This window comes from Phaeobacter sp. B1627 (genome assembly GCF_006265095.1).
Taxonomy (GTDB): Bacteria; Pseudomonadota; Alphaproteobacteria; order Rhodobacterales; family Rhodobacteraceae; genus Epibacterium.
In genome coordinates this window covers 1-3,572 of sequence record NZ_VCNK01000081.1, presented here as the reverse complement: position 1 = coordinate 3,572, position 3,572 = coordinate 1, and the positions used below count along the sequence as shown (strand labels likewise).

The following is a 3,572-nucleotide window of genomic DNA, read 5'->3' as shown; positions in this document are numbered from 1 at the left end:
TAAAAATGGGGGGATTACCGGTGGCGCATACAGTATGCGCTTTGCAAAGCTATTGGAGTTTCTGGGCATTCCGTATCTGATCATCACGGATATTGACTCCGTCGATCCAGCCAACAATCGAAAAGGGTGTAAGGCAACGGATGCAGGAGCCGTGACATCGAACGCTTCCATAAAGTACTTCTTCGATGGTAGCGATCTTGTCTCCGATTTAACGGCCAAGGCTAATGCCGATCATATTCAAGCGGACAACATGCGCTTCGTCTCTTACCAAAAAGCGGTTGCGATCGAGTACGGAGGAGCTTCTCACAATTTTCACGGCAGGACGCTTGAAGAAGCTTTTGTCTATGAGAATCATGAACTTTTTTCTAGTGGCGCGTTGTCGATCGGAAAGGAAATACCTGCTGACGCCGCAGAGTTTCATCAGGTGGTATGGGAACGGATAAAGAGCTCTACATTTAAGAAGACTGAATTCGCAATGGATGTTTTGGCGCGTGATCCGCACGTTGAAGGCGCTCCGCCTTGGGCGGTTCCGGAATACATCTCAGTCGGCTTGCGCTGGCTCGAAGGTCGTGTAGGCAATCAGCCGGTTCCAGGAGAGTTGAATGCCTGACCTCCAGCCAACTGAAGCAGATATCCAAATTGCCCAGTGCATCGATGAGGAGACATCATTCGCGGTGATAGCTGGTGCTGGCTCTGGCAAGACAACGTCATTGATCGAAGCCCTCAAGAAAATTCGCGAAACACAAGGACGTCAGCTGCGAGAGCGTGGCCAGAATGTGGTTTGTATCACCTATACCAATCGGGCTGTGGATGTGATTTCCTCACGTTTGGGATTTGACGAACTTTATACAGTTACGACCCTGCATGGGTTTCTCTGGGGTGAGGTATCTAGGTTTCAAACTCCTCTAAGAGAGGCGTTGGCCGAACACGTTATTCCTGCCCGTATCGAGAAGGCTCAACTAGACGATAATGGAGGAAATTCGAAAAAAGCGATTTCTGCACGGAAGAAAATTGAACGTTTGCGCGCTGAGCTCGGGGAGCTTGTTGAGAATAATCCGCCAGTAAAATACGAAGAGACGACGATAAGCGATTACTCGAAATGCGTACTCAACCATGATGACATCATAGATGTCGCCTCGCATCTAATCGCAACGAAGCCGATTCTTCAGAAAGGTCTTGGCTTTAAATACCCCTATATTTTCGTAGACGAAGCGCAAGACACTTTTCCGCAGGTAATGACTGCGCTGAACTCTATTTGCGCTAGGGAAGGACTCCCGATCATAGGGTATTTCGGCGACCCCATGCAACAAATCTATGACAAGCGGGCGGGAGACTTTGCCGGACCAGAAGGCTCGGTGACAATCGCAAAGCAAGAAAATTTCCGCTGCTCGGTCTCGGTCATCAATCTTCTCAATAAGTTTAGAGACGATGTCGAGCAATTCCCGGCAGGTAAGAACGCGGATGTCGAGGGTAGTGTTGAAATCACTATTGCTCAGGCCCCCGATCCTGAGGGGCCCAGAAAAACATACAAGCCAGAGCAGCTTGATCAGGTGTCCGGCATGTTTCAACAAGCTCTGAAAAATTGGGAATGGCAGGACATCCTGTCTGTGAAGAAGCTGTTCTTGGCACGGCAGATGATTGCAAGGCGGCTGAACTTTTCGACGCTCCATAGACTTTTTACTGGAGCTTACTCCTCGTCTCGATCGCAATCCGACTACGAAGGTGGGACGCACTATCTTCTAAAGCCTTTTATCGAAGGAGTTTATCCTCTTGTATCGGCATCGATCAAAGGGGACCCAAAACGCGTTCTTGAAGTCTTGCGCCAAAAAAGTCCCGCGTTTTCTTCTGGTGGCGTCAACAAGGGAAAATCGCTCAAGCAAATGCTCGGTCGCGCCGACGAGGTTTCCCAGAAGTTGGCAGAGTTGTGGGGCGGGGCGACAACCAAGGATATTCTAAAATATTGCGAAGACAGCAGTTTGTTACCGATTTCGGATCGCCTTTCTTCGCAGCTAGGGCGTAATGCGCGCGAAGATTTCGATGCCGAGAATGAGGACCATCAGCGCGACAAGGGAGACTGGCTGGCTGATGAGTTCTTCAAAATGGATTGCAGTGAAATCGGCCCGTATGCTGAATTCCTCGATGAAAACTCCCCCTTCAGTACTCAGCATGGTTCCAAGGGCGAAGAGTATCCAAACGTATTGGTGATGATTGACGACATCGAAGCATCTTGGAATACCTACAGCTTTGGAAAGACGCTTACTCCTGGCACCGCTGGCGACCCTACTGAGCGTCAAGCTGAGCTAACCCGAAAATTGGCCTATGTTTGCTTTTCTCGTGCTGAGATAAACTTGCGTATCCTCTTCTTCTCCCTAAAGTCGAAGGCCGCCGGGCAGGAGTTGATTGATCGAGGTTTATTCAAAGAGGAGCAGATTTCTTACATTGATTAAATGGCGCGGAATCCTAATTATTTACTTTGCTCAATTATTTAGGGCGTGTAGCTGTGGGTGCCCAATGACTACGGCACAGCTGTGAAGTTCGGCTTCCCCGCTGGTATGGGAAAGTGTTCGACCTCGGAGCTAGCCGTGTCTGCATGGTAGTTGGGATGGGCCGCTGCTCGTGTCCCGAATGACGGCTATGGGCCGGAAGCAGCGGCGCTTCCGGCTGAGGTTTCACACCTGCGCATCACGCAGCCCCTAGCTGACTCGCGAAGGTCTCGAGGCGAAGTCACTTCGCGGCTGTATCGTCAGCGGCCGTCGAGAGAAGTGCTTCAAGGAGCCCTGGTTCAAGCCAATTCCGGTCTTCCAGAATCTCTGCATCGACAACGGTCGGCTGACGCTTCAGCTCGCCTAGGCCAGACGCCATGATGCGTGACATACGATATCCGTAACCGCCCGGTTTAGGCCGCCTTGCAATCTTCGGGCGGTGCTGGTGTCCAATTCCAAGGAAGCAATTCGTCGAGCCGGTTGATTTTGTGATCGTGGATGCGGCTGAGAACATCAGCGAGGTAGGCCTGCGGATTGAGCCCGTTCATTTTGGCGGTTTCGATTATGGTCATGGCGCGGGCGAGGGTTTCGCCGCCGGTGTCTGATCCGGCGAAGAGCCAGTTGCGGCGACCAACGCCGATTGGGCGCATGCGCCGCGCTCTGCTGCGTTGTTATCGATGGCCACGCGGCCATCGTCCAAGAACTGGGTGAAGGAGGACCAACGGGATAGTCCGTAGCGGAAAGCCTTGGCCAGATCGCTTTTGCCTGGGATGCGCGTCAGTTGAGCTTCGGCCCAGGCGTGGAAGGCCTCCACCTTTGGTTTGGTCTGTTGTTGCCGGACAGCATAGCGCTCGTCGGCAGGCAGGCCTTTGATGTCGCGCTCGATATCATAGAGCTGGCCAATGCGGTCGAGCGCGTCCTTGGCGATCTCGGATTTGGTGCCGGTCCAGATGTCGTGGAAGTCGCGCCGCAAGTGTGCCCAGCAAGCCGCTTCACGGAATTGGGCTCTGCCATCGGCGCGTGCCTCATAGAGAGCTTTGAAGCCGGTGTACGCATCGGCCTGCAGGATACCCGTACTATTCTTCAAAT

1 protein-coding gene and 2 pseudogenes are annotated in these 3,572 nt (G+C 52.4%); 2 read left to right on the top strand and 1 reads right to left on the bottom strand.

Annotation, left to right across the window (positions count from 1 at the left end; all coding sequences use genetic code 11):
- A pseudogene (locus FGE21_RS19660) lies at nt 1-610 on the top strand (ATP-dependent endonuclease); the annotation flags it as partial.
- On the top strand, nt 603-2,447 hold the full coding sequence (locus tag FGE21_RS19655; RefSeq protein WP_139665092.1) for a UvrD-helicase domain-containing protein: 1,845 nt from the start codon (nt 603-605) through the stop codon (nt 2,445-2,447). The pseudogene FGE21_RS19660 and the gene FGE21_RS19655, both read left to right, overlap by 8 nt.
- Before the next feature lie 449 nt (nt 2,448-2,896).
- Here the strand turns inward: FGE21_RS19655 and FGE21_RS19650 are convergent.
- Nucleotides 2,897-3,572 (bottom strand): annotated as a pseudogene (locus FGE21_RS19650) (IS66 family transposase); the annotation flags it as partial.

What these genes read in the sequence shown, in the direction of transcription:
- FGE21_RS19655 (WP_139665092.1), top strand. Translation starts at nt 603, where the DNA reads ATGCCTGACCTCCAGCCAACTGAAGCAGATATCCAAATTGCCCAGTGC.